Source organism: Pseudomonas sp. PVC-5-1 (assembly GCF_057444345.1).
The window spans coordinates 3,322,526-3,347,597 of the sequence record NZ_CM172024.1; the positions used below are offsets into that span (position 1 = coordinate 3,322,526).

17 protein-coding genes are annotated in these 25,072 nt (G+C 64.7%); 6 read left to right on the top strand and 11 right to left on the bottom strand.

Translation table 11 applies throughout. The features are described 5' to 3' along the window. Positions 1-26: 26 nt before the first annotated feature. Positions 27-1,295: a carbohydrate porin gene (locus AC2T3R_RS15020; protein ID WP_486743856.1), complete on the top strand. Its 1,269-nt coding sequence runs from the start codon at positions 27-29 to the stop codon at positions 1,293-1,295. Between the two features lie 123 nt (positions 1,296-1,418). Here AC2T3R_RS15020 and argE read toward each other — a convergent pair whose 3' ends face one another. Next, positions 1,419-2,579: an acetylornithine deacetylase gene (gene argE, locus AC2T3R_RS15025; RefSeq protein WP_486743857.1), complete on the bottom strand. Its 1,161-nt coding sequence runs from the start codon at positions 2,577-2,579 to the stop codon at positions 1,419-1,421. Continuing rightward, positions 2,572-3,249 (bottom strand): DUF1028 domain-containing protein, encoded by a 678-nt coding sequence (locus AC2T3R_RS15030; RefSeq protein ID WP_013972966.1) that lies wholly within the window; start codon positions 3,247-3,249, stop codon positions 2,572-2,574. The genes argE and AC2T3R_RS15030 overlap by 8 nt, the downstream gene beginning before the upstream one ends. A gap of 371 nt (positions 3,250-3,620) precedes the next feature. Between AC2T3R_RS15030 and AC2T3R_RS15035 the strand changes: the two genes are divergently transcribed. Both AC2T3R_RS15035 and AC2T3R_RS15040 read left to right on the top strand, forming a co-directional pair. Next, positions 3,621-4,940 carry a flavin-containing monooxygenase gene (locus AC2T3R_RS15035; protein ID WP_015270678.1) on the top strand — a complete coding sequence of 440 codons (1,320 nt, stop codon included), beginning with the start codon at positions 3,621-3,623 and terminating at the stop codon, positions 4,938-4,940. Next, positions 4,940-5,356: a RidA family protein gene (locus AC2T3R_RS15040; RefSeq protein WP_085599032.1), complete on the top strand. Its 417-nt coding sequence runs from the start codon at positions 4,940-4,942 to the stop codon at positions 5,354-5,356. The genes AC2T3R_RS15035 and AC2T3R_RS15040 overlap by 1 nt, the downstream gene beginning before the upstream one ends. 224 nt (positions 5,357-5,580) lie before the next feature. Here the strand turns inward: AC2T3R_RS15040 and AC2T3R_RS15045 are convergent, their stop codons facing one another. The 4 genes from AC2T3R_RS15045 to pgm form a co-directional block, all read right to left on the bottom strand. Then, the gene (locus AC2T3R_RS15045; protein ID WP_486743858.1) at positions 5,581-7,986 is read right to left on the bottom strand and encodes a TonB-dependent siderophore receptor; all 2,406 of its coding nucleotides are present in this window, start codon (positions 7,984-7,986) and stop codon (positions 5,581-5,583) included. 66 nt (positions 7,987-8,052) lie between these two features. Continuing rightward, the gene (locus AC2T3R_RS15050) at positions 8,053-8,997 is read right to left on the bottom strand and encodes a FecR domain-containing protein (protein ID WP_486743859.1); all 945 of its coding nucleotides are present in this window, start codon (positions 8,995-8,997) and stop codon (positions 8,053-8,055) included. Then, positions 8,997-9,506 (bottom strand): sigma-70 family RNA polymerase sigma factor, encoded by a 510-nt coding sequence (locus AC2T3R_RS15055; RefSeq protein ID WP_013972971.1) that lies wholly within the window; start codon positions 9,504-9,506, stop codon positions 8,997-8,999. The genes AC2T3R_RS15050 and AC2T3R_RS15055 overlap by 1 nt, the downstream gene beginning before the upstream one ends. Before the next feature lie 78 nt (positions 9,507-9,584). Beyond that, on the bottom strand, positions 9,585-11,222 hold the full coding sequence (gene pgm, locus AC2T3R_RS15060; protein WP_486743860.1) for a phosphoglucomutase (alpha-D-glucose-1,6-bisphosphate-dependent): 1,638 nt from the start codon (positions 11,220-11,222) through the stop codon (positions 9,585-9,587). Positions 11,223-11,544: 322 nt separating this feature from the next. On the opposite strand from pgm, the gene AC2T3R_RS15065 reads away from it, so the two are divergent. The 3 genes from AC2T3R_RS15065 (at position 11,545) to AC2T3R_RS15075 (ending at position 13,617) form a co-directional block, all read left to right on the top strand. Next, positions 11,545-12,192: a DUF1345 domain-containing protein gene (locus AC2T3R_RS15065; protein ID WP_085665637.1), complete on the top strand. Its 648-nt coding sequence runs from the start codon at positions 11,545-11,547 to the stop codon at positions 12,190-12,192. Positions 12,193-12,270: 78 nt separating this feature from the next. Continuing rightward, positions 12,271-13,077 (top strand): RHS repeat-associated core domain-containing protein, encoded by an 807-nt coding sequence (locus AC2T3R_RS15070; protein ID WP_410953527.1) that lies wholly within the window; start codon positions 12,271-12,273, stop codon positions 13,075-13,077. Between the two features lie 279 nt (positions 13,078-13,356). Further along, on the top strand, positions 13,357-13,617 hold the full coding sequence (locus AC2T3R_RS15075; protein ID WP_013972974.1) for a DUF1652 domain-containing protein: 261 nt from the start codon (positions 13,357-13,359) through the stop codon (positions 13,615-13,617). Here AC2T3R_RS15075 and AC2T3R_RS15080 read toward each other — a convergent pair. The 5 genes from AC2T3R_RS15080 to AC2T3R_RS15100 form a co-directional block, all read right to left on the bottom strand. Beyond that, on the bottom strand, positions 13,614-15,704 hold the full coding sequence (locus tag AC2T3R_RS15080) for a putative bifunctional diguanylate cyclase/phosphodiesterase (RefSeq protein WP_486743861.1): 2,091 nt from the start codon (positions 15,702-15,704) through the stop codon (positions 13,614-13,616). The genes AC2T3R_RS15075 and AC2T3R_RS15080 overlap by 4 nt on opposite strands. A 244-nt stretch (positions 15,705-15,948) precedes the next feature. Continuing rightward, positions 15,949-17,436: an efflux transporter outer membrane subunit gene (locus tag AC2T3R_RS15085; RefSeq protein WP_486743862.1), complete on the bottom strand. Its 1,488-nt coding sequence runs from the start codon at positions 17,434-17,436 to the stop codon at positions 15,949-15,951. Then, positions 17,433-20,540, bottom strand: a complete 3,108-nt coding sequence (locus AC2T3R_RS15090) for an efflux RND transporter permease subunit (RefSeq protein ID WP_038409770.1) — start codon at positions 20,538-20,540, stop codon at positions 17,433-17,435. Before AC2T3R_RS15090 ends, AC2T3R_RS15085 begins: the two co-directional genes overlap by 4 nt. After that, complete coding sequence (locus tag AC2T3R_RS15095) at positions 20,537-23,635, bottom strand: MdtB/MuxB family multidrug efflux RND transporter permease subunit (protein ID WP_013972978.1); 3,099 nt, start codon at positions 23,633-23,635, stop codon at positions 20,537-20,539. The genes AC2T3R_RS15090 and AC2T3R_RS15095 overlap by 4 nt, the downstream gene beginning before the upstream one ends. Then, positions 23,632-24,954 (bottom strand): MdtA/MuxA family multidrug efflux RND transporter periplasmic adaptor subunit, encoded by a 1,323-nt coding sequence (locus AC2T3R_RS15100; RefSeq protein ID WP_410953524.1) that lies wholly within the window; start codon positions 24,952-24,954, stop codon positions 23,632-23,634. The genes AC2T3R_RS15095 and AC2T3R_RS15100 overlap by 4 nt, the downstream gene beginning before the upstream one ends. Positions 24,955-25,072: the final 118 nt, after the last annotated feature.

The following is a 25,072-nucleotide window of genomic DNA, read 5'->3' on the forward strand; positions in this document are numbered from 1 at the left end:
CCTGAAAAACAACCTGAGATTCAGCAATGCCATCCGCAATTCGCATCACCCCCACCCTGCTGCTGGCTCTCGCCAGCAGCACCGCCCTGGCCGACGGCGACCTGATGACCCGCAGCACCCTGACCGGTGACTGGGGCGGCCTGCGTCACCAGCTGGAAGAAGACGGCATCAGGTTCACCGGCGACTACAGCGGCGAAACCGCCTACAACGCCCACGGTGGCCTGCACCGCTCGGCGCGCTACTCGCAAAACCTGAAACTGGGCGTGCAGTTCGACCTGTCGAAACTGTATGGCCTGGACAACGGCGGCAAGGTCCAGCTGACCATCAACGACCGCCGCGGCAACAGCGCCTCGGAAGACCTGGTGGGCAACCGCCTGCCGATCCAGGAAAACTTCGGTGGCCTGTACACCCGCCTGACCGAACTGAGCTACGAGCGCACCCTGTTCACCCCGGCACTCAACGTCAAGCTCGGCTACATGGCCATGGGCAACGACCTCGGCGGCCTGGACAGTGGCATCCTGTGCAACTTCATGAACGCCGGCTTCTGCGGCCACCCGCTGAACATGTCTGGCGGCAGTGGCTGGACCAATTACCCCAATGCCCACCTGGGCGTACGGGTGAAGTACGACCTGTCGCCATCCTGGCAACTGCGTGTGGCGGCGTTCAACGTCGACCCGGAAAGCAACGGCAACTCCAGCCGCGCCTGGCACCTGGGCCCCAAGCACACCACCGGCACCGTGGTACCGGTAGAGCTGGTCTACAAGCTGCAGGGCGAGCTGCCTGGCGAGTACAAACTGGGCTACTACTACGACAGCTCCGACGTGAAGCGCATCGGCAGCGACGAGGAAGTGTCCGGCCGTGGCGGCCACTATCTGCTAGTCGACCAGGCCGTGTGGAACGACCAGGGCTTGCCGGGCCGCAGCCTGCATGCCTTCGGCCAGTACTCGGCGTCGAGCAAGGCCGCCTCGCCATTCACCAAGTGGTATGGCGCCGGCGTGGTGCTGTACAAGCCGTTCGCAGGCCGCCCGAAGGATACTGTGGCCCTGGGCTATGGCCGTGCCGTACCCAACCCGCGTAGCCGCGACGTGCTGGAAGATGCCGCGTTCGATGCCGGGCAGCAGTTCCCCGATATCGACAGCGGCGAGCAGCTGGTCGAGCTGAGCTATGGCTACCAGGCCACGCCATGGCTGAACCTGCGCCCGGATGTGCAGTACATCATCGAGCCGGGCGCGTTCTCCGGGAAGGACATCGACAACGCGCTGGTGGTTGGCCTGCAGGTCAAGGCTACCTTCTGAAACCTTGACTGGGGCTGCTTTGCAGCCCTTCGCGGGCACGCCCGCTCCCACAGGTGTATCACCGGCTGGCCTGGCGGTGCTGTACCTGTGGGAGCGGGCGTGCCCGCGAAGAGGCCAGCGCAATCAACCCTGCCTGAGGTAATCCACCAACCTCAGCAACATGGCATCACACCCCCGCAACTGCTCGACACTGACGAACTCATCCGGCTTGTGCCCCTGGTCCATGCTCCCAGGCCCGCACACCACAGTCGGGATGCCCGCCTGGTCGAACAGCCCACCTTCGGTACCAAACGCCACGGTACCGAACTCATCCGAACCACTGAGCAACGCCACCAGGCGAGCCGCCTCGCTATCCGCTGGCGTGGCCAGCCCCGGATATGCACTCAACGGCTGCAGGCGAATGGCGCTGGCGGCATTGACCTTGCGCATGCGTGGCAGCAATTCGGCCTCGGCATAGGTTTGCAACTGGTCGGCCACTGCCTGCGCCTCGAACCCCGGCAAAGCCCGTACTTCGAAATCGAATTCGCATTCCGCCGGCACGATGTTCAGCGCCCTGCCCCCTTTGATCACACCGGTCTGCACAGTGGAGAACGGTGGGTCGAAGCGCTCGTCGTGATGCTCCGGCAACGCCAGGGCATCACCGATATCACCCAGCTTGCCGATCAGCTTCGCCGCATACTCGATGGCATTCACCCCATACGGCGCGTACGCCGAGTGGCAGGCCGCACCATGCACCTGGCAACGCATCGCCAGCTTGCCCTTGTGCCCCAGCACCGGCTTGAGTTCGGTGGGTTCGCCAATCAGGCACAGCCGTGGCTTGTGCGGGCGCTGCTCCAGCGCGGCCAGCATCGAGCGCACCCCCAGGCAGCCGACTTCCTCGTCGTAGGAGAACGCCAGGTGCACCGGCATGCGCAACGGCTGTGCGAGAAACGCCGGTACAGCCGCCAGCACCGAAGCGATGAAGCCCTTCATGTCGGCCGTACCGCGACCATACAGCCGCCCGCCGCGCTCACTCAGGGCAAACGGCTCGACTGTCCAGGCCTGGCCGTCCACCGGCACCACATCGGTATGCCCGGACAACACCACGCCGCCAACATCCCGGGGGCCGATGGTGGCGAACAGGTTGGCCTTGGTACCTTCCGGGTTATGGAACAGTTCGCTTTCCACCCCCAACTCGGCCAGGTAGTCGCGGATGAAGCTGATCAGTTCGAGGTTGGAATCCCGGCTGACCGTGGCAAAGCCGATCAGCCTGGCCAGCAGCGCGCGACTGGCAAATTCACTCATCGCCCGGCACCCCGTAGCTTGGCGCGGCAGTCGGGTTGAGGGCGCGGGTGACGTAGTCCTGCATCTGCGGCCGATATGCCTGCCACAGGCCATCGAGCACACCGATCGGGTCTGCTTCGGCCCAGTCCACACGCAGGTCCACCAGCGGCCAGGTCAGCTCGCCGGCAATCTTCAACGCCGCCGAGTGCACAGGCCCCGCCTCGCCGCCTGCGGCCATCGCCGCGTGCATGGCCGCCAGCAGGCGGTCGGCCAGATGCCCGCCGGCTTGTTCAAAGGCCTGCACCATCGCCTCGATCACCTGGGTCGAGGCCAACAGGTTGCCTGCCGCCGCACATTGCTCACCGGCCACGGCGTGGTGCGTGCCCAGGGCTTCCTTGCCAGTGAACAGCGCGACCTGGCCATGGCTGTCGATCACCGTGAGCTGGCGGTACTCGCTCCAGCCGTTGGCGCTCAGCACCCGGTCCAGCGCAGCGGCAGGCGGCAACTGGCCCTGTTCCAGGGCATCGAGAATCTGCGGGCCCAGCGCCGGCAAGGTGATGTTCTGGGTGGCGACCGCGCCCACACCGGCACGCACCCACGGGCAGCGGGCGCCCACGGCGATGCTCGAAGAGCTGATGGCGATACCGACCTGGCCGGTTTCCTGGCAACGACCGATGATGGAAAAAGTCATGTCATGGTTCCTGTTGTGCTGTGCGATACACGGCATTCTGGGTTGAACCTTTCGGCCGGCGAAACGACCTTTTTCCGAGGGGTTAGGCAGGAAAAAACTTTGCTCTGGCTGAGATCGAGCGCCGCCCGCGCGGCGCTTCGCAGCACAAGGCTGCTCCTACATCTGTTTCGGGCCAATTATTCCTGTCGGCACAGCGCGCGGTCCCTTGGCGTCCAACTCGCAAGCCACAGAATCCAGGGCCTTCGCCGTTTTATCGGCAAGCCCCAGCTAAATACTATTTTCGCCATTTCCACGGCATCCCTAGTCTGGCCCCAGGCAACGGCGGTCCTCCAAACCGACCTGACAAAAACCGCCTGAACAAGGGCTCGGACATGACACTGAACAACCTCGAAATCGACACCCTCGTCGTCGGCGCCGGCCAGGCCGGCGTGGCCATGAGCGAACACCTGAGCAAGCTTGGCGTGCCGCACCTGGTGCTGGAGCGCAAGCGTATCGCCGAGGCCTGGCGCACCGGCCGCTGGGACTCGCTGGTGGCCAACGGCCCGGTATGGCACGACCGCTTCCCGGGGCTGGAATTCAACCTCGACGCCGACGCCTTCGCCGGCAAGGACCAGGTGGCCGACTACTTCGAGCAGTACGTACGCAAGTACAACCTGCCCGTACGCACCGGCATCGAAGTGAAGAAAGTGCTGCGCAACAGCGACCGCCCCGGTTTTACCATCGAAACCAATGAAGGCGTGATTCGCGCCAACCGCGTGGTCGCCGCCACCGGCCCGTTCCAGAAGCCGGTGATCCCGGCCATCGCGCCGAAAGACAGCAACCTGCACCAGATCCACTCCGCTGCCTATTACAACCCCGAGCAGTTGCCAGAAGGCGCTGTCCTGGTGGTCGGCGCGGGTTCCTCGGGCGTGCAGATCGCCGAAGAACTGATGCGTGCCGGGCGCCAGGTGTACCTCTCGGTCGGCGCCCACGATCGCCCGCCACGCGCTTACCGCAACCGCGACTTCTGCTGGTGGCTGGGCGTGCTGGGTGAGTGGGATGCGGAAATCGCCAAGCCTGGCCGCGAGCACGTGACCATTGCCGTCAGTGGCGCCCGTGGCGGCCACACCGTGGACTTCCGCGCCCTCGCCCACCAGGGCATGACCCTGGTCGGCCTGACCCAGTCGTTCGAGAACGGCGTGGCGCGCTTCCAGGACAACCTGGTCGAGAACATCAACCGCGGCGACGAAAACTACCTGGCCCTGCTGGATGCCGCCGATGCCTACATCGAACGCAACGGCCTGGACCTGCCGGAAGAGCCCGAAGCCCGCAAACGCCTGGCCGACCCGGAGTGCATGCGCAACCCGCTGCAGCAACTGGACCTGGCCAAGGCCGGCGTCACCAGCATCATCTGGGCCACCGGTTACGGTGTCGACTTCAGCTGGCTGCAGGTAGACACCTTCGACGCCAACGGCAAGCCCCAGCACCAACGCGGCGTGGCCCGCGAGCCGGGTGTGTACTTCCTTGGCCTGCCGTGGCTGTCGCGCCGTGGCTCGTCGTTCATCTGGGGCGTGTGGCACGACGCCAAGCACGTCGCCGGCCACATCGCCACGCAACGCACCTATGCCGCCTACCGCGACCGCGAACAACGCGCAGCGGATGAGCAGCAGCAACCCAAGATCAGCAACGTCAGCACCCTCGGAGCCCACTGATGCCTACTCATACCCGCATCCGCATGTTCAACACCAAGGCCACCTACCCCAACCAGACCCTGGACAACGACCTGTGCCAGGCGGTGCGCGCCGGCAACACCATCTACGTGCGCGGCCAGGTCGGCACCGACTTCGAAGGCAACCTGGTGGGCCTGGGTGACCCTCGGGCGCAGGCCGAGCAGGCAATGAAGAACGTCAAGCAACTGCTCGAAGAAGCCGGCTCGGACCTGTCGCACATCGTCAAGACCACCACCTACATCACCGACCCGCGCTTCCGCGAGCCGGTGTACAAGGAGGTAGGCAAGTGGCTCAAGGGCGTGTTCCCGATTTCCACCGGGCTGGTGGTGGCCGGGTTGGCCCAGGCCGAGTGGCTGATGGAGATCGATGTGATCGCCGTGGTGCCTGACCAAGCCTAGCGGGATCACCGGGAGCGGGCTTGCCCTGATATTTGTCAGTCAGTGTTCTTGGGGCTGCTGCGCAGCCCATCGCCGGCAAGCCGGGCTCCCACAGGTACGGCGCAGACCTCAATGCTTGCGAAATCCCTGTGGGAGCCCGGCTTGCCGGCGATGGGCCGCAAGGCGGCCCCCGATTGCTTGATCTGACAGGCATCAGGGCATCAAGCCCGCACATACCGAACCTGCTAGAAACCCACTGTCGCCGACAGCAGGTAGGTACGCGGCGTAGACAGCGTCAGCCCCGGCTCGCTGTCATCCGAAGCTCCGGCCGAGCTCCAGTAGCGGTCGTCCAGCACATTCTCGACACTGGCACGCAAGGTCACCTGAGTGGCATCCACCTTGAACGCATAACGCGCACCCACGTCGTAACGCTCCCAACCGTCGATCTGCTTGCTGTTGTTCTGGTCCAGGTACTGCGAGCTCGAGTGGATGCCCCGCGCCGTCAGGGTCAGGCCGTTCACCCCAGGCACATCCCATTCTGCGCCGAGGTTGACGTTGTACTCGGGCGTGGCCGGCGCGCGGTTGCCATCGTAGGCGCCACCGATGGTGTCGGTCAGTTCGCTGTCGATATACATCACCCCGCCCAGCACACGCACGCCTTGCACGGGCTCGCCGAACACGCTCAGTTCGATACCGCGGTTGTCGCGCTTGCCATTGGGGCCGAACACCCGCGATGTGGGGTTGGTTTCATAGGCGGGCTGGCGGATGCGGAAGGCACTGGCGGTAAAGGCGACCTGGCCCAGGTCGTACTTGGCCCCCACCTCGACCTGGCGGCTGGTGAACGGCGGGAAGATCTGGTCTTCGTTGACCGATGTCGACGGCGCAATCTTGCCCTGGCTCAGGCCCTCCATGTAGTTGGCATACAACGACAGCTGGTCGGTAACCTTGAGCAGCACGCCGCCCGAGGGCGACACCTTCTCTTCATCGTAGGCGGTATCCCCCTTGATGCCGTCGCTCCAGTCATCCACCTGCACCCGCTGCCAGCGCGCGCCCAGGGTCAGCAGCAGGCGGTCGTCGAAGAAGCCCAGAGTGTCGGCCAGGGCCACGCCGGAAAAGCGGTTTTCCGTGTACACCTCGGGGTCGATGCGGGTTGGCGTGCCCGGTGTCGGCGTGGCCACCGGGTGGTAGAGGTTGCTGGGCGCCGAGGCATAGCGGGCGCCGCCGTTGGTGAAGTCCATGTAGAAGTAGGTGGCGGCCAGGTTCAGCTCGTGGCTGACCGGCCCGGTATGGAACCAGTTGCGCACGCCGGCCATGGCGGTACGCACGCTTTCATCCCGGGTGAAGTCGCGCGGCTGCACGGTGAAGTCGCCGGCATCGTTGCTGATGGACACGTTGTGGCGCAGGAAGTCATGGTTGCTCTTGCGCGCGCCGACCGCGCCATAGGCCAGCAGCGACTCGCTGATATCGTACTCGGCATGCAGCGCACCGAAGGTGTCGTTGGTGCGCGCCTTGCTCCAGGCCTGGGCGTAGTTGTGGCGTACGTCGTTGGCATCCGGCACCTTGGCATTGGCACCGACCAGCACCCGCTCCTGCGGTGCATCGGTATCGCGCTCGGTATGGCCAAGGTCCGCCGAAAGCCGCAGGCGCTCGCCGCGAAAGTCCAGGCCCAACACCGCCATTTCACGTTCGACTCGCTGGTGCTCCCATTCGGTATCGCCCGCCTGTTTCACGCCATTGAAGCGCACGCCGAACTGCTGGCCTTCGCCAAAGCGCCGACCAACGTCCACCGCACCGCCTGCCTGGCCGGCCGAGGCATAGCTGCCGGTAAACTCGGTGAGCGGCTGGTCGCCGGCCCGCTTGGGCTGCACATTGATGCCGCCGCCGACACTGCCTCGCGGCGAAATGCCGTTGATCAGCTGGCTGGGGCCTTTGATGATGTCGACCCGGTCAGCCATTTCCATGTCGATCGAGTAGGTCGGCAGGATGCCGTACAGGCCGTTGTAGGCCACATCACTGTTGAACAGGCTGAAGCCGCGAATGGTGAACTGCTCGAAGCGCCCACCCGCCGGGTTGGTGGCGCGTACCGATGGGTCGCTGGCGATCAGCTCGCCCAAGGTTCGCGCCTGCTGGTTCTTCACCAGTTCGCTGGTGTAGCTGGTGATGCTGAACGGGGTTTCCATGAAGTCGCGCGTGCCGAGCAGGCCCTGTGAACCCTCACGGGCCACCTGGCCACCGGCATAGGGTTGCGTTTCGTTGCCTGCGGCCAGGCCACCGACGATGCTGGTCGGGGCGATTTCAAGCGCACCACCCGCCTGGGGTGCCGGCATCAATGTGAAAGCGCCCTCGCCCACCGGCAGCAACTGCAGGCCGCTGCCGCGCAGCAGCTGGGTGAAGCCTTCGTCGACGCTGTAGCTGCCGGAAAGGCCATTGCTCTGCCGGCCGTTGACCAGCGCCGGGTCCAGCGACAGGCTGACCCCGGCCTGGTCGGCAAACTGGGTAAGTGCCGCACCCAGGCTGGCGGCTGACACCTGATAGCTGCGCCGGGCAGGTTCATCGGCCCAGGCCGGTGTACACAACAACAGGCTCATGGCGAACAACGGATGTGCCGCACGCGCCAGTGGGCGCAGGCGGCTGGACATGACAACAGGCATTGAACAAGGCTCCCCTTTATTTGCTCCTACCGGTAATGACCGGTGAGCGAAAAAAAGGGGACAGCCTCATGCGCGATTTTCCCGCGCGGCCAGGCTCACCCAGTAACGCGTGCGCGTGTGCACCTGCAACGGCAGGCTGGCGGCGAGCAAGGCCAGCACCCGGTCGGTGTCGTCGAGGCGGAACGTACCGGTCACGCGCAGGGCCTCCAGTTCGGGCGCCCAGCGCAGCACGCCGGGGCGGTACCTGCGCAGCTCGTGCAGCAGCTCGCCCAAGGGGCGATCCTCCAGGCGCAGCACCCCTTCGCGCCAGCCCAGCAGCCATGCGTCCAGACCGATGACAGGGCCAACCCCGGCCACTTGCAGGCTGGCCTGCTGCCCGGCCTGCAGCAGCAGCGCCGGGCCTTGCCGCGGCTGCAGGTTGGCCGTGCCCTTGAGCACCGATACCCGGCAAGCCTGATCGACCAGGCGCAAGCACACCTCGCCAGCATCCAGCGCGACCTGGCCATAGGGCACCTGCAACGTCAGGCTCAGGTTGCCGGGCAACCTGACTGCCACTTCGCCACGCAGCAATGCCAGGCGACGCGCGCCCAGGTCGATATCCACCGCACTGTCGGTGTTCAACTGCACGAATGTGCCATCGCTCAGCAGCACCTGCCGGCGCTCCCCGACCGCGGTGTGCATGTCGGCGGCCCAGGCCTCCAGCGGCAGTTCGCGGCTTGCCAGCCAGGCCGCCGGCAACAATACCGCCACGCCCAGGGCCTGCTTGAGCAGCGCCCGGCGGCCGCTATCCGGGCGGTCCAGGGTGGCCATGGCCAATGCGCCGGGTAGCGCGGAAAAGCGCTGGCGCAACAGCAGTGCCTTTTGCCAGGCGTGTTCGTGCAAGGTGCTGCTGGTGCGCCATTGTTCCAGGCGCTGCAGGTCACCCTCGCTGGCAGCGCCAGAGTCCACCAGTGCCAGCCAGCGCGCGGCGGCCTGCAGTGCCTCGCGGGTTTCGGGGGAATGGCTGGTCATTACAGTTCGGCCAGCAGGCAATGCTCGTAGGCCTGCGCCATGTAGCGTTTGACCGAACGCTCGCAAACGCCCAGGCGCTTGCCGATCTCGGCATAGCCCAGGCCCTCCAGCTGGCTCCAGAGAAAGGCCTTGCGTACCGGCGCCTTGAGGCCGTCGAGCAACTCGTCGAGGGCTTGCAGGGTTTCCAGCAGTACCCAACGCTGCTCTGGCGAGGGTACATGCTGCTCGGGCAACTGCGCCAGTGCATCGAGGTAGGCTTGTTCCAGGCTGCGCCGCTGGTGGAAGTTGCTCAGCAGGCGCTTGCCCACGGTCAGCAGGTAGGCACGCGGTTCGCGAATGTCTGCCAGCGGCTGGGCGCTGGCCAGGATACGCAGGAAGGTATCCTGGCTGAGGTCGGCGGCATCCCAGGCATTGCCCATGCGCCGCCGCAGCCAGGTTTCCAGCCAGCCGCGGTGTTCCCGGTACAGGGCAGGCAGGCTATGCTCCGGTGGCGGCGCGGCGTCGATCATGGGGAAGGCCCTGCGGTGGCGTAAATAAGATTAATTCTAATTTACAGTACACCACAGAACCAAGCGGTTTGTTACCAGTCAGGCAATCGCCGCATCCACCAGCACTTGCGCTTCCTGCACCAGGCGCTGCAGGTGCGCCTCGTCGATGAAGCTTTCGGCGTAGATCTTGTAGATATCCTCGGTGCCCGAAGGGCGCGCGGCGAACCAGCCATTGGCGGTCATCACCTTCAGCCCGCCGATCGCCTGGCCGTTGCCCGGTGCATGGCTGAGGATCTGCACGATCGGCTCACCCGCCAGCTCGGTCGACTTCACCTGCTCCGGCGCCAGCTTGCTCAGCAAAGCCTTCTGCCGGGCATCGGCCTTGGCTTCGACACGGGTGGCGAACGGCTTGCCCAGCGCCTCGGTCAGGTCGGCGTAGGCCTGGCTCGGGTTGCGCCCGGTGCGGGCGGTCATCTCGGCAGCCAGCAAGGCCGGGATCAGCCCGTCCTTGTCGGTGGCCCAGACCGAGCCATCGCGGCGCAGGAACGAAGCCCCCGCACTTTCCTCGCCACCAAAGCCCAGCGTGCCGTCGAACAGGCCCTGGGCGAAGAACTTGAAGCCCACCGGCACTTCGTACAGTTCACGGCCCAGGCGCTGGGTGACGCGATCGATCAGGCCACTGGACACCACGGTCTTGCCGACGGCGGCATCGCTGCGCCATTGCGGGCGGTGGCGGTACAGGTAGTCGATGGCCACGGCCAGGTAGTTGTTCGGCTGCAGCAGGCCATCGGGGGTGACGATGCCATGGCGATCGTGGTCCGGGTCGCAGGCGAAAGCCACGTCGAAGCGTTCGCGCAGGCCGATCAGGCCCTGCATGGCATAGGGCGAAGACGGGTCCATGCGGATCTGGCCGTCCCAGTCGACAGTCATGAAGCGGAAGGTCGGGTCGACCTCGGTGTTCACCACTTCCAGGTCGAGCTGGTAATGCTTGGCGATCGCCGACCAGTAGCGCACCCCTGCCCCGCCCAGCGGATCGACGCCCAGGCGCAGCTTGGCAGCGCGGATGACGTCGAAGTCGATGACGTTTTCCAGGTCGGCCACGTAGTTGCTCACGTAGTCGTGACGCTGGGTGGTGGATGCCTGCAGCGCCTGGGCATGGTCCATGCGCTTGACGCCCGCCAGGTCAGCAGCCAGCAGTTCGTTGGCCTTGGCCTCGATCCACTTGGTCACGTCGCTGTCGGCCGGGCCGCCATTGGGCGGGTTGTACTTGAAGCCACCGCTTTGCGGCGGGTTGTGCGACGGGGTGATGACGATGCCGTCGGCCAGGCCCTGCTCGCGGCCACGGTTATGGCAGAGGATGGCATGGGAAACCGCTGGTGTTGGCGTGTATTCGTCGTCCTTGGACAACATTACCTGCACGCCATTGGCAGCCAGCACTTCCAGGGCGCTGGCGGTAGCCGGTGCCGACAGTGCGTGGGTGTCAGCGCCGATGAACAGCGGGCCATCGATGCCCTTCTCCTGGCGATACAGGCAGATGGCCTGGGTAATGGCCAGGACGTGGTACTCGTTGAAGCTCAATTCAAGCGAAGTGCCACGGTGCCCAGAGGTGCCGAAGGCCACCCGCTGGGCCGCCACGGCAGCGTCGGGGCGGCCGGTGTAGTAGGCGGTGAGCAGTCGGGGAATATCGACCAGCGCGCTGGCCGGAGCCGGCTTGCCTGCCAAAGGACTGAGCGTCATGCAGTAACCTCGAGTTCAACGGATGTTGGTGTTGGAGCGTGCAGTGTACTGAGAGTTGCAATGCCGTGCGATGGGCGGCAGCAAAGAATCAGTGGGCATACCGCATACCCTGTGGGAGCGGCTTTAGCCGCGAAGAACCCAACGCGGTGCATGGCACCGGCTGCGCCGGTGTTCGCGGCTAAAGCCGCTCCCACAGGGTACTTGCCAGCCACCGCGGTGCCTGCTTCGCGGGCTCGCCCGCTCCCACAATGGACCCGCGCATGTCCCTCATCTCTGTAATGACCGGCTAGAGTGGTACCCATACACTCGAAAACGAGACCCCATGGCTTTCCACCGCCTGACCCACACCCACCCGCGCCTGAGCATCGCCACTGTGGTCGGCCTGCTCGGCGCCTGGCTGATCCCAGCCGGCGACAGCGTTCAGCACATCCTCGCCGGCTGGAACCTTGGCGTGTGGCTATACCTGCTGCTGGTGCTCTACCTGAGCTGGAGCGCCAATGCGGAAAAGGTACGCAAGATCGCCCGCGTCGAAGACGAAAACGCCGGCCTGGTCCTGCTTACCGTGTGTATCGCCGCCATCGCCAGCCTCGCCGCCGTCACCTTGCAACTGGTGTCCAGCCGTGGCCTGCAAGGCACGGCGCTGGCCCTGCACTACCTCTATACCGGCCTGACCGTGGCCGGCTCATGGCTGTTGATCGGCTGCATTTTCAGCCTGCACTACGCGCGGCTGTTCTATACCGGACAAAACCACGAACCGCCGCTGCGCTTCACCGATGGCGAACGCAACCCCGATTACTGGGACTTTCACTACTTCTCGTTCACCATCAGCATGGCCGTGCAAACCTCCGATGTGGGCGTCGCCGGGCGGGACTTGCGGCGGGTGGTGCTGGCGCATTCGCTGGTGGGGTTCGTGTTCAATACGGCGATTTTGGGATTCACCATCAATATCGCTGCTGGCCTGCTGGGCTGAGCCTCCCATCAATTCTGCTAGTTGCAACCGTTCGGCCACCAAGAGACTCTTGATGGCCGAAGTGTAAAAGGGTTAGCCATGAAAACGGCTGGTTCGAAAAGTTTGCTGATTCAAGCCGACACCGCAAGTACGATCATGGGCACGGCTGCAACGCCATCGCAACAGGTGTATTCACCTTATGGGGTTAGTAAGCCGAATTCCGTTGAAAGCTTGTTAGGTTTTACTGGAGTTCTCTATGACGCTGCTTCCAGAACCTATTCGCTTGGAAATGGCCATAGAGTCTATAGCCCTTTACTAATGCGCTTTTACCAACCAGACAGCTTTTCGCCTTTCCATTACGGCGGTCTGAACTGTTATGTCTACTGCCAAGATGACCCTATAAATTTCACCGATCCAACGGGCCGTCGCAAAAAGCCGCTTCGACCAATGGCACAGGCCAGAACAGATGGCGTCACGAAAAATAGCTTCCGCGCATACCAAGGTTTTACTACCCGACGCCCTCCCAGAGCTCAACAAAGGGCCGAGCAACGACAGCAGCAAGGAGCACAACGCCCGCAGGACCGGCCGCAAAGAGAGCCACAAGATAATCACCAGGCCCCGCAGCCGCACCAAGCTCCGGAAATGAACCTTGCACAACTGATACAAATGATGGATCAGGCCGTCTTGCAAGCACAGAATATCGGCCTCCGGGCTGTAATCACTCAACAAATCCACCCTGCTGAGCTAACTCTCGGGGGCATGACGCTCGCCATGTCAGGAGCTTCAATCCTGGAGACGGTCGTTACATGGATGACGACGGGAACCATCAGGAATCCCATGGATACTACCTCTGCGATGGCAAACTACTCGCCCGGTTATTCACTTCAACGTCCTCCCGTCGGCTGAGGAGCAATGCCGCTCGTCCGAAAGGACCATGTCACAGTATCAATTGCCCCTGCAGAGTTCATCGGAATATCTGCCGCCATCGCACGCGGAAAACGTTTGCCAGAGCGCCGGTCTCCAAGTTGCCGTCCCTCACAAGGATGTGACCGCTGTCATGCATTAGCACATTTGTCGTATTTGCAGCCGAGAATACTCCGTGACAGGTGCTATGGTTACCTTCCCGGCGGCCGCATCGATGTGGCCACCCGCTCACCACGTCCAGGTACGGACAAGGAGGCTGGCATGAACAAGATGACGTTCCCCAACGCCTGCCAGGTGATGCGCTGGCATTTCCACCCGCTGGGCTTCGAAGCCAGCATGGATGCGCCGCGCAGCATGGTCGCGCGGCTGTTCGACCGCGCCACCGGCGAAACCCTGCTGGCGATCGCAGGCATTCCCTGCTCGGCAATCATGGCCGCCGCCGACGTAGAGCGCATCATCGAGGCCGTCGAGGCGGAGATGGATACCTTCATGCCCGCCTTCACCTTGCGCGACGCGGTCTAGCCCGCTGCGGTGCTTTCCTGGCGCATGGCCTGCAACTTGCCCATGAACTGCTCGGCCGGCACCGGCTGGCCCAGCAGGTAGCCTTGCAGCGAATCGCAGCCCAGGCGGGTCAGGAAGTCCTGCTGCCTGTCAGTCTCCACCCCTTCGGCAACGATGCGCAGCCCCAGCGCCTGGCCCAGCGCCACGATTGCCGAAACGATCGCCGCATCGTCGCTGTCCTGCTCCAGGTCGCGCACGAAACCGCGGTCGATCTTCAGCTCGTTGGCCGGCAGGCGCTTGAGGTACATCAGGCTGGAATAGCCGGTGCCGAAGTCATCGATAGACAGGTCCACGCCCATGTCGGACAGCCGCTGCAGCACCGTAAGGCTGGCATCGGCGTCGTGCATGGCGGTGGTTTCGGTAATTTCCAGGGTCAGGCAGTTGGCCGGCAGGCTGTTCTGCTGCAGGGCTCGGGCCACGCTCTCGACCAGCCCGGCATGGCAGAACTGGATGGCCGACAGGTTCACCGCCATGCGCCAGCCGTGGTGCCCCTGGTCCAGCCACTGGCGCATCTGCCGGCAGGCCTCGATGAGCACCCATTCGCCAATGGGGATGATCAGGCCGGTCTTTTCTGCCAGGCCGATGAAACGGTCGGGCAGCAACAGGCCCTGCTGAGGGTGCTCCCAGCGCAGCAAGGCCTCGGCACCGATCGGCTGGCAATTCTGGGCGTCGAACTTGGGCTGGTAGTGCAGGCGGAACTGGCGCTGCTCCAGGGCCTGGCGCAGGTCCTGCAGTAGCTGCAATTGCTGGCGGGCGTTGCTGTTCATCGACGCGTCGAAGAAACTGTAGCCATTCTTGCCGGCGCTCTTGGCGTGATACATGGCAGCGTCGGCATTGCGCAGCAGCTCATGCTGGTCCAGGCCATTGCCCGGGTACAGGACGATGCCCAGGCTCGCCGTCAGCTGCAGGTCATGCTCGGCCACGCGGAATGGCCGTGACACCAGGTTGACCTGCTTGACCGCCACATCCATGGCGTCGTTCGGCTCGCGCAGCTCCACCAGCAGCACGAATTCGTCGCCGCCGATGCGCGCCAACGTGTCCTGGCTGTGCAGATGCCCGCGCAGGCGCGCCGCCACGGCCTTGAGCAGCAAGTCGCCGATGTGGTGGCCGAAGGCATCGTTGACTGGCTTGAAGCCGTCCAGGTCGATGAACATCAGGGCAAAGCAGCCGCCCTGCTCCGCTACCTTGGCAATGGCCTGCTCGATGCGGTCGGCCAGCAACGTACGGTTGGGCAGGTCGGTGAGCGTGTCGTGCAGGGCCAGCTGGGTCAGTTCCTGGTTGGCCAGGGTCAGCGAACGGGCCAGCTCGGCGGTGCGTGCCTCCAGGCGGGCATCCAGTACCGAGGTGAGCAAGGCCACCGCCAGTACCGCCAGCGTGGTGATCAGCACCAGGTAGACCAGGCCGTCGCCTTGCAGGCCTCCCGCTGCCAGCGCACCGCAGAAGCTGCCTTCGGGGAAATTCGCCGCGGCCATGCCGGTGTAGTGCATGCCAACGATGGCAAAGCCCATCACCACTGCCGCCAGGCCGCGAATCTGCCTCACATAAGGAGTATGCGCGCGCAGCCGGAAGGCGATCCACAACGCCGCTGCCGAGGCGGCCACGGCAATCAGCAGCGAGGCCCCGAACAGCGTCGGGTCATAGTCGATGCCCGGCAGCATGCGCAGCGCGGCCATACCGGTGTAATGCATACAGGCGATGCCGGCGCCCATGATCAGCGCACCAAACCCCAACTGCAGCCAGGGCAGGCTCGGCTGGCTGACCAGCCACAAGGCAAAGCCTGAAGACAAGACGGCGATCAGCAGCGAGAACGCGGTCAGGGCAAGGTCGTAGCCCAGGTCGATGGGCAGGCTGAAGGCGAGCATGCCGATGAAATGCATCGACCATACGCCGATGCCCATCGCCAGCGCGCCACCCCCCATCCACAGCCAGGCAGCCCGGCCTTTGGCCGTGGCGATGCGGCCGGTCAGGTCAAGGGCGGTATAGGACGCCAGGATCGCCACGCACAGCGAAATCAACACCAGCGAAGAGGAGTAGCTACCGATCAGCATCGAGAGTTCCAGCGGGGCGGGAGGCCCGGAAAAAGCTGACGATTGTACTCAAGGTCAGGCGAAACGCACGGGGTTTTTGCGAATGGGAATGGATCCAAAGCCCGCATGGGGCTGCTGCGCAGCCCATCGCCGGCAAGCCGGCTCCCACCTCGACCGCATCGACCTCAGGGCTTGCACAATACCTGTGGGAGCCGGCTTGCCGGCGATGAGGCCGGTACAGCAATTCGCTGTACTCGAGGCCCAATCAATCCTGCTCGGCAAACGCCTGTTCAGCCTGCCAACCACCACCCAGGGCGGCAACCAGCTGAACGCTTGCAACCAGGCGCCCTTGCAGCAGGTTCAACACACTGCGCTCGTTGCTCAGCGCCGTGGTCTGCACGTTGACCACATCCAGGTAGCCGATCAGCCCGGCGCGGTACTGGTTCTCGGTCAGGCGCAGCGACTCGCGGGCAGCATCCAGTGCCTCCTGGCGCACCACCGCCTCATCGCCATACACCTTCAACTGCACCAGCAGGTTTTCCACTTCCTTGAAGCCGTCGAGCACGGTCTGGCGGTACTGCGCCACGGTCTGGTCATACACCGCCACCGTGCGGTCCACCTCGGCACTGCGCTTGCCGGCGTCGAACAAGGTCAGCGCCAGCTGCGGGCCCACCGACCAGTAGCGGTTGGGCAGTTCGATCCAGTTGCTGAAGCTGCTGCTGGAGTAACCGCCACTCATGCTCAGGCTCAGGTCCGGGAAATACGCCGCCCGCGACACGCCGATGTTGGCGTTGGCAGCCATCACGTTGCGCTCGGCCGCAGCGATGTCCGGGCGTCGCTCCAGCAACTGCGAAGGCAAGGCCACCGGAATTTGCGGAAGCGCCGGAATGGCCTTGCTGTCGGCCAGGGCGAAGTCCGCCGGGGCCTTGCCCAGCAACACGGCAATGGCGTTCTCGAACTGCGCGCGCTGCCAGATCAGGTCGATCAGGTCGGCCTGGGTGCTCTTGAGCTGGGTACGCGCCTGGGCCACTGCGTCCGGGCCGGCGACGCCGGCGCGGTACTGGTTTTCGTTCATCCGCAGCGAGCGCTCATAGGCTGCCACGGTGGCTTCCAACAGGCGCTTCTGTTCGTCGATCACCCGCAACTGCAAGTAGTTCTGCACCAGTTCCGACTGCTGGCTGAGGCGGATCGAGGCCAGGTCGGCCAGGCTGGCTTCGGCACTGGCTTCGTTGGCATTGAGGGTTTCGCGCAGCTTGCCCCACAGGTCGATTTCCCAGCTGACGCCGAGCTGGGCGTTGTAGGTGTTGCGAATGCCGCTGCTGTTGTTGGACAGGCTCGAGCTGGAGCTACCGGTGCCCTGGGCCGAGCGGTTCTTGCTGACGCTCAGGTCCAGGCTGGGGAACAGTGCCGCCCGGCTGCTGCGCACCAGCGCCTGGGCCTGGCGGTACTGGGCCTCCGATTGGGCCACGGTCTGGTTGCTGCGGTTGAGCTCTTCGACCAGTGCATTGAGCCCGGCATCGCCGTAGATTTCCCACCAGGCGCCGCGGGCGATGGCATCGGACGGCGTGGCCTGGGTCCAGCCTTCGGCGTGCTTGAACTGCGCCGTGCTGCTCAGTTCCGGGCGGTGGTAGTCCGGGCTCAGGGTGCAGGCGCTGAGCAAGGCGACGCACAACCCGGCGCCGAGCAAGCGCGAGCCACGCCCACGGGTCAGCGTCTGCAGGGCACGGTGAAGTGGGGTCTGGGCAAAAGTCATAGCGGGGTTTCCAGGGCGGCGTCGGTGCGCACGCCACGCCAACGGTTGAAACGGTGACGCAGGCGGTCCAGGTACAGGTAGACCACCGGTGTCGTGTAAAGAGTGAGGACCTGGCTGAACACCAGGCCGCCAATGATGGTCAGGCCCAGAGGCTGGCGCATTTCCGCGCCTTCGGCCCGGCTCAGCAGCAGCGGCAAGGCACCGAGGATGGCCGCCAGGGTAGTCATCAGGATCGGCCGCAGGCGCAGCAGGCAGGCCCGGCGGATCGACTCTTCCGGTGTCAGGCCTTGGTGGCGCTCCAGCTGCAAGGCCAGGTCGATCATCAGGATGGCGTTCTTCTTCACCACGCCGATCAGCAGGAACAGCCCCAGCAGCGAGATCAGGCTGAACTCGCCGCCAGTGACGTACAGCGCCAGCAAGGCACCGACGCCGGCCGAGGGCAGTGTCGAGAGGATGGTCAGCGGGTGAATGTAGCTTTCGTAGAGGATGCCCAACACCAGGTAGACCAGCACCAGCGCGCCAAGGATCATCAGCGGCTGGCCTTCCTGGGTCTTGGCGAAGGCATCGGCGGTACCACCAAGCTTGGCAATCACTTCCTCGGGCAAGCCCAGCTTGGCCACCGCACGCTCCAGCGCCGCCATGGCCTGGTCGGGGCTGTAGCCTTCGGCGACGTCGAAGGCGATGCTTTCGGCGGCGAACTGGCCTTCGTGGCTGACCCGGTCGTTGGCCAGGCTGTTCTCGTAGTGGGCGATGGTCGACAGCGGTACGCGGGCACCGTCGGCGGTAATCACCTGTACCTGCTCGAGGGTGCTCGGGTCCCAGGCGTACTTCGGGTTGATCTCGAGCACTACCTGGTACTGGTTGAGGCTGTCGTAGATGGTGGATATCTGCCGCTGGCTATAGGCGTTGTTCAGCACCGAGGTGACCATGTCCATGTCGATGCCCAGGCGCTTGGCCTGGTCACGGTCGACCACCAGAGTCACCTGCTGGGTGCCAGCACCGTCGCGGGCGTCGATGGCAGTCAGTTGCGGCAGTGCACGCAGCGCCGCCACCACTTTCGGGAACCATTCGCGCAGGGCCGCCAGGTCTCCGCTCTGCAGGGAGTACAGGTACTGCGAAGAGGTCTGGTCACGGCCACCACCGCCCAGTTGCAGGTCCTGGTCGGCCATCAGGAACAGGCGCCCGCCGGGTACCTTGGGCATTTCCTTGCGCAGGCGTTCGATCACCTTCTGGGCGTCGAGCTTGCGCTCGCTGATCGGCTTCAGGCGCACCAGCACAAAGGCATTGTTGGTCCCGCTGTTGCCACCGATGAAGCCGGCAACGCTCTGCACTGCCGGGTCGGCCAGCAAGGCGCGGCGGTAGATTTCCATTTTCGGCTGCATGACGCTGAACGACAGGCCATCGTCGCCACGGATGAAGCCTATCAGCTGGCCGGTATCCTGCTGCGGCATCAGCGTTTTCGGCACCACCACGTACAGAGCGATGTTGATGCCGATGGTGGCCAGCAGGCTGATCAACGTCAGGCGTTTGTGGCGCAAGGCCCAGCCCAGGCTGCGGTCATAGGCATCGACCATGCGCTGGTGCAACTGTTCGCTCCAGCGCTGCAGACGTGTCGGCTCGGCCTGGTGCGGTTTGAGCCAGCGGGCGCACAGCATCGGCGTGAGGGTCAGCGACACCACCAGCGACACGATGATCGCCGCCGCCAGGGTGATGGAGAACTCCTGGAACAGGTTGCGCACGATGCCACCCATGAACAGGATGGAGACGAATACCGCCACCAGCGACACGTTCATCGACAGCAAGGTGAAACCCACTTCCTTGGCGCCCAGGAAGGCCGCTTTCAAAGGTGGTTGGCCGTCCTCGATGTGCCGGGATATGTTCTCCAGCACCACGATGGCATCGTCCACCACCAGACCGGTGGCGAGAATCAGCGCCATCAGCGACAGGTTGTTGAGCGAGAAGCCGCACAGGTACATGACCGCGAAAGTGCCCACCAGTGACACCGGCACCGCCAGGCTGGGGATCAGCGACGCCCGCAGGCTGCCGAGGAACAGGTAGACCACCAGGATCACCAGCACCACGGCGATCAGCAGGGTGTGCTCGGCTTCCTTGAGGGTGGCCTTGATCACTGGCGAACGGTCCATGGCCACGTTCAGTTGCACGCTGGCCGGCAGCAACGACTGCAGGGCCGGCAACTGCGCCTTGATCTGGTCGACCGTTTCAATGATGTTGGCGCCTGTCTGGCGGTTGACCACCAGCAGCACCGCGCTCTGGTCATTGAAGAAGCCGCTGTTGTAGCGGTTCTCGACGCCGTCGGTGATGGTCGCCACATCGGAAAGGCGCAGGATGGTGCCGTTCTGCTGGCGGATCACCACAGGCTCGTAGTCCTTGGCGCTTTCCAGCTGGTCATTGGCGCGCACCTGCCAGTTGCGCTCGGCGTCTTCGACAAAGCCCATCGGCCGGCGCTGGTTGGCGTTGGACACGGCAGTACGTACTTCATCCAGCGACAGGCCGTACTGGTTGAGCAATTGCGGCTCGACGGCAATGCGCACCGCCGGCAGCGAACTGCCGCCGATCTGCACCTCCCCTACCCCGGGCACCTGGGCCAGGCTCTGCGACAGGATGGTGTCGGCCAGGTCGTACAGTTGGCCCTTCTGCAGCACGTCCGAAGTCAGCGACAGCACCATGATCGGTGCCTGCGACGGGTTGATCTTCTTGTAGGTGGGCATGCTGCGCATACCGCTGGGCAGCAGGTTGCGGGTGGCGTTGATCGCCGCCTGCACCTCGCGCGCCGCACCGTCGATGTCGCGGCCCATCTCGAAGCCGATGATCACCCGTGTGGAGCCCTGGTTGGAGCTGCTGGTCAGGGTGGTCACGCCGGCAATGCTGCCCAGCTTGCGCTCCAGCGGCGTGGCCACGGTGGACGCCATCACTTCCGGGCTGGCGCCTGACAGGTTGGCCGACACCACGATTACCGGGAAGTCCATCTGTGGCAGCGGTGCCACCGGCAGCAGGCCGAAGCTGACCCCGCCCAGCAGCATGATCGCCAGGCTCAACAGCATGGTCGCAACCGGGCGACGGATGAAAGGACCGGACAGGTTCATGCCTCGGCCTGCTTCACGTCAGTGGCCGGGCGCCAGCGGCGGGCCAGGCGGTCGAAGTACAGGTAGATGACCGGGGTGGTGAACAGCGTCAGGACCTGGCTGACCAGCAACCCGCCGACCATCACCAGGCCCAGCGGCTGGCGCAGCTCGGCACCGGAACCGGTGGCGAGCATCAGCGGCACGGCGCCGAACAGCGCGGCCAGGGTAGTCATCAGGATCGGCCGGAAGCGCAGCAGCGCCGCCTGGTAGATGGCATCGCGCGGGCTCATGCCCTGCTGGCGCTCGGCCTCGAGGGCGAAGTCGATCATCATGATCGCGTTCTTCTTGACGATGCCGATCAGCAGGATGATGCCGATGATAGCGATCATGCCCAGGTCGTTGCCGCTGATGAGCAAGGCCAGCAAAGCGCCGACCGCTGCCGACGGCAGGGTCGAAAGAATGGTCACCGGGTGGATGTAGCTCTCGTACAGCACGCCCAGCACGATGTACATGGTCACCACCGCCGCCAGGATCAACAGCAAGGTGCTCGACAGCGATGCCTGGAAGGCCTCCGCCGCGCCCTGGAAGCGGGTCTGCACGCCCAGCGGCATGCCGATGTCCTTCTGCACCTGCTCGATCACCTGCACCGCCTTGCCCAGCGAAGCGCCGTGGGCCAGGTTGAACGACAAGGTCACCGCCGGGAACTGACCGATGTGGGAAATGGCCAGCTGGGCCTGGCGCTGCTCGATGCGCGCCAGCGCCGACAGGCGCACCTGGCCGCCATCGGTGGCCTTGACGTGGATCGACTCCAGCGCCTGCGGGCCGATCACCGCCGCATCCTGCGACTGCAGCACCACGCGGTACTGGCTGGCCTGGGTGTAGATGGTCGAGATCTGACGCTGGCCGAAGGCGTCATACAGGGCGTTGGTGATTTGCGACACGCTGATGCCCAGGCGGCCGGCCATGTCGCGGTCGATCACCAGGTACACCTGCAGGCCCTTGTCCTGCAGGTCGCTGGCCACGTCGGCCAGTTCCGGGCGCTGCTGCAGCGCCTGCACCAGCTTGCCGCTCCACTGCGCCAGCAGGTCGGCGTCGGGCGACGACAGGCTGAACTGGTACTGGGTCCGGCTGACCCGGTCCTCGATGCTCAGGTCCTGCACCGGCTGCATGAACAGGCGGATGCCCACCAGCCGATCGACTTGCGGCTGCAGGCGGTTGATCACCTCGCTGGCAGTGACATCACGCTCGCCATGGGGTTTGAGGTTGATCAGCAGGCGGCCGCTGTTGAGCGTGGCGTTGTCGCCATCGACACCAATGTAGGACGACAGGCTCTGCACCGCCGGGTCCTGCAGGATCACCTTGCTGAGCGCCTGCTGGCGTTCGCTCATGGCGGCGAACGAGGTGGACTGCGGCGCTTCGGAAATGCCCTGGATCACCCCGGTGTCCTGTACCGGGAAGAAGCCCTTGGGCACCACCATGTACAGGAATACGGTGAGCGCCAAGCTGGCCACGGCCACCAGCAGCGTCAGCGGCTGGCGCTTGAGTACCCACTGCAAGGCGCTGCCGTAGTGCCTGATCAGCCAGTCGATCCAGGCGCCACTGGCGCGGTAGAACCGGCCCTGTTCCTCTTCCCTGGGCTCGCGCTTGAGCAGGCGCGCGCACATCATCGGCGTGAGGGTCAGCGATACCACCAGGGAAATCAGGATGGCTACCGCCAGGGTGATGGCGAACTCGCGGAACAGGCGGCCGACCACATCGGCCATGAACAGCAGCGGGATCAGTACCGCGATCAGCGAGAAGGTCAGCGAGATCAGGGTGAAGCCGATTTGCCGGGCGCCCTTGAGCGCCGCCTGCATGGGCGTCTCGCCCTCCTCGATGTGCCGGGAGATGTTCTCCAGCATGACGATGGCGTCGTCGACCACGAAACCGGTGGCGATGGTCAGGGCCATCAGGGTCAGGTTGTTGACCGAGAAACCGGCCAGGTACATCACGCCGAAGGTGCCGATCAGCGACAACGGCACGGCGATCGACGGAATGAGGGTGGCGCTGAAACGGCGCAGGAAGACGAACGTGACCATTACCACCAGGGCGATGGCGATCAGCAGTTCGTGCTGCACGTCCTTGACCGCGGCGCGGATGGTCTGGGTGCGGTCGGTGAGTACCGACACATCGAGGCCGGCCGGCAGGTTGTCGGTGATCGACGGCAGCAGGGCCTTGATGCGGTCGACCACTTCGATGACGTTGGCGCCCGGCTGGCGCTGGATGTTCAGCAGCACGGCGTGGTTTTCGTTGGCCCAGGCAGCCAGGCGCTCGTTTTCGGCGCCGTCGACGATTTCTGCAACATCCTTCAGACGCAGAGGCGCGCCATTGTTGTAGGCCAGGATCAGGTTGGCGTATTCCTCAGGGGAACGCAGCTGGTCGTTGGCGTCGAGCATCGACACCCGGGTCGGGCCGTCGAAGTTGCCCTTGGGCTGGTTGACGTTGGAAGCGCCGATCAGGGTGCGTACGTCCTCCAGGTTCAGGCCGTTGGCGGCCAGGGCATCGACGTTGACCTTGATCCGCACCGCCTGGCGCTGGCCACCGGCGATGCTGACCATGCCCACACCGCTGATCTGTGCGAGCTTCTGTGCCACACGGGTATCGACCAGGTCGTTGAGCTTGGGCAGCGGCATGGTCTTGCTGGAGATGGCCAGGGTCAGCACCGGGGTGTCGGCCGGGTTGACCTTGTTGTACACCGGCGGCGCCGGAAGGTCGCTAGGCAGCAGGTTGCTGGCGGCGTTGATCGCGGCCTGCACCTGTTGCTCGGCAACGTCCATGTTCATGTCGAGGTTGAAGCGCAAAGTCAGCACCGAGGCGCCGCCGGAGCTGGTCGAGGCCATCTGCTCCAGGCCTGGCATCTGGCCGAACTGACGTTCGAGCGGCGCGGTAACCGCGCTGGTCATGACCTGCGGGCTGGCGCCTGGGTACAGGGTCATGACCCGGATGGTCGGGTAATCCACCTGCGGCAATGCGGAAACCGGCAGCAGCTTGTAGGCGATCAGGCCGGCCAGGACGATGGCCAGCATGCTCAGCGTGGTGGCAACCGGCCGCAGGATGAACAGACGCGAGAGGTTCATGCGCCCGCCTTGCCTGCTGCGCTACCAGGCTGTGCTTCACCGGGCTGCACATCGCCAGTGCTTGCCGAACCCTTGGCTTCCTGGCCTTGCAGGTGCCGGCCCGGGGTGGTCGGCACCTGCGAGCTGTCTTCGACAACTTCCACCTTGGTGCCTTCGCGCAGGCGGTCGGTGCCTTCCAGCACCAGGCGGTCGCCGGCCTTGAGGCCCTCGAGAATGACGCTGTTCTCGCCGTCGCTGGCGCCAACCTTGAGCTTGCGGATATTGACCGTGTTCTGGTCATTGACTACATAGGCGAAGGAGCCGTCATTGCCGAACTGGATGGCCGCCGCCGGGGCCATGGTCACCTGCTTGAGGGTGTCGGCCAGCAGGCGCACGTTGACGAACTGGTTGGGGAACAGGGCCAGGTCCTTGTTCTCGAAGCGGCCCTTGAACTTGAGGGTGCCGGTGGTGGTGTCGATCTGGTTGTCGATGCTGCCCAGCACGCCGGTGGACTGCAGCTTGCTGTCACTGCGGTCCCAGGCTTCGACCGGCAGGCTGGCGCCGCTGCGGTAGCGTTCCAGCACGGTGCTCAACTCGGTTTCCGGCAGGGTGAAGGCAACGCTGATCGGCTCGGTCTGGGTGATCACCACCAGCGCGGTGGTGTCGTTGGCCGCCACCAGGTTACCCAGGTCGAGCTGGCGCAGGCCCACGCGGCCATTGATCGGCGCGCGGATCTGGGTGAAATCGAGGTTCAGGCGGGCGTCGTTGACCTGCGCCTGGTTGGTCTTCACCAGCCCCTGGAACTGTGCCACCTGCGCTTCGGCGGTGTCGAGGGTTTGCTTGGCGATGCTGTCTTCGGCGTACAGGCCTTTATAGCGGGCCAGGTCGACCTGGGCGTTCTTCAGTTGCGCCTGGTTCTGTGCCAGGGTGCCCTCGGCCTGCTGCAGGGCAATGCGGTACGGGCGCGGGTCGATTTCGGCGAGCAGGTCGCCGGCCTTGACCTGCTGGCCTTCCTTGAAGTGGATCTTGACCAGCTCGCCAGCCACGCGGCTGCGCACGTTGACGGTGTTGGTCGCGGTGACTGTGCCCAGGGCCTTGTAGTACAGCGGGAAGTCGCCCACCCGCACCGGCTCGACGCGCACCGGCACCGGGTCGCTGGAGCCGCCGAAGCCCGGGCGACCGCCCATCATGCCCATGCCCTTGCCACCGCGCCCGCCACCGGCTTCTTTATGCGCAGGCGTCGCTGCGGGCCACAGCCACCAGGCCAGTGCAGCCACCAGCAGCAGGATCAGCAGGCCGACGAGCCAGCGACGAGGGGAGCGGGAATTGGACACTTGCATGGGTTGAACGAACCTTGTTCGGAATGACGGCTTGGGGAGAATGAACGATAAGCACTGGCATCGTTTTAGCAAAGCGCCTTTACCAGAGGTTTACCTTTGCCTGACGTTGCCAAGGGGT

What these genes read in the sequence shown, in the direction of transcription:
- AC2T3R_RS15020 (WP_486743856.1), top strand. Translation starts at nt 27, where the DNA reads ATGCCATCCGCAATTCGCATCACCCCCACCCTGCTGCTGGCTCTCGCC.
- argE (WP_486743857.1), bottom strand. Translation starts at nt 2,579, where the DNA reads ATGAGTGAATTTGCCAGTCGCGCGCTGCTGGCCAGGCTGATCGGCTTT.
- AC2T3R_RS15030 (WP_013972966.1), bottom strand. Translation starts at nt 3,249, where the DNA reads ATGACTTTTTCCATCATCGGTCGTTGCCAGGAAACCGGCCAGGTCGGT.
- AC2T3R_RS15035 (WP_015270678.1), top strand. Translation starts at nt 3,621, where the DNA reads ATGACACTGAACAACCTCGAAATCGACACCCTCGTCGTCGGCGCCGGC.
- AC2T3R_RS15040 (WP_085599032.1), top strand. Translation starts at nt 4,940, where the DNA reads ATGCCTACTCATACCCGCATCCGCATGTTCAACACCAAGGCCACCTAC.
- AC2T3R_RS15045 (WP_486743858.1), bottom strand. Translation starts at nt 7,986, where the DNA reads ATGCCTGTTGTCATGTCCAGCCGCCTGCGCCCACTGGCGCGTGCGGCA.
- AC2T3R_RS15050 (WP_486743859.1), bottom strand. Translation starts at nt 8,997, where the DNA reads ATGACCAGCCATTCCCCCGAAACCCGCGAGGCACTGCAGGCCGCCGCG.
- AC2T3R_RS15055 (WP_013972971.1), bottom strand. Translation starts at nt 9,506, where the DNA reads ATGATCGACGCCGCGCCGCCACCGGAGCATAGCCTGCCTGCCCTGTAC.
- pgm (WP_486743860.1), bottom strand. Translation starts at nt 11,222, where the DNA reads ATGACGCTCAGTCCTTTGGCAGGCAAGCCGGCTCCGGCCAGCGCGCTG.
- AC2T3R_RS15065 (WP_085665637.1), top strand. Translation starts at nt 11,545, where the DNA reads ATGGCTTTCCACCGCCTGACCCACACCCACCCGCGCCTGAGCATCGCC.
- AC2T3R_RS15070 (WP_410953527.1), top strand. Translation starts at nt 12,271, where the DNA reads ATGAAAACGGCTGGTTCGAAAAGTTTGCTGATTCAAGCCGACACCGCA.
- AC2T3R_RS15075 (WP_013972974.1), top strand. Translation starts at nt 13,357, where the DNA reads ATGAACAAGATGACGTTCCCCAACGCCTGCCAGGTGATGCGCTGGCAT.
- AC2T3R_RS15080 (WP_486743861.1), bottom strand. Translation starts at nt 15,704, where the DNA reads ATGCTGATCGGTAGCTACTCCTCTTCGCTGGTGTTGATTTCGCTGTGC.
- AC2T3R_RS15085 (WP_486743862.1), bottom strand. Translation starts at nt 17,436, where the DNA reads ATGACTTTTGCCCAGACCCCACTTCACCGTGCCCTGCAGACGCTGACC.
- AC2T3R_RS15090 (WP_038409770.1), bottom strand. Translation starts at nt 20,540, where the DNA reads ATGAACCTGTCCGGTCCTTTCATCCGTCGCCCGGTTGCGACCATGCTG.
- AC2T3R_RS15095 (WP_013972978.1), bottom strand. Translation starts at nt 23,635, where the DNA reads ATGAACCTCTCGCGTCTGTTCATCCTGCGGCCGGTTGCCACCACGCTG.
- AC2T3R_RS15100 (WP_410953524.1), bottom strand. Translation starts at nt 24,954, where the DNA reads ATGCAAGTGTCCAATTCCCGCTCCCCTCGTCGCTGGCTCGTCGGCCTG.